The 220-nt window shown below is 62.7% G+C and carries 1 pseudogene; it reads right to left on the bottom strand.

Annotation, left to right across the window (positions count from 1 at the left end):
* A pseudogene (locus HMPREF3066_RS13125) lies at nucleotides 1-220 on the bottom strand (hypothetical protein); the annotation flags it as partial.

Genomic DNA, 220 nt, shown 5'->3' with positions numbered 1-220 from the left:
GCCTTCAGGCGGCTGTGTGTTGAAACGGCAGGTCTGGGAGTAGTGGTGGTCTGACACACCCAGCCGCCTTCAGGCGGCTGTGTGTTGAAACGCTGCCGTTTACGGACGGCCTCACCCATCCGCCGCCCAGCCGCCTTCAGGCGGCTGTGTGTTGAAACAGCCCATGCTTGAGTAGCAAGAGCCAGAGGAGCCCAGCCGCCTTCAGGCGGCTGTGTGTTGA

The organism is Neisseria sp. HMSC03D10 (assembly GCF_001807625.1).
Classification (GTDB): Bacteria; Pseudomonadota; Gammaproteobacteria; order Burkholderiales; family Neisseriaceae; genus Neisseria; species Neisseria mucosa.
This window is presented reverse-complemented; position numbering and strand designations above follow the sequence as displayed.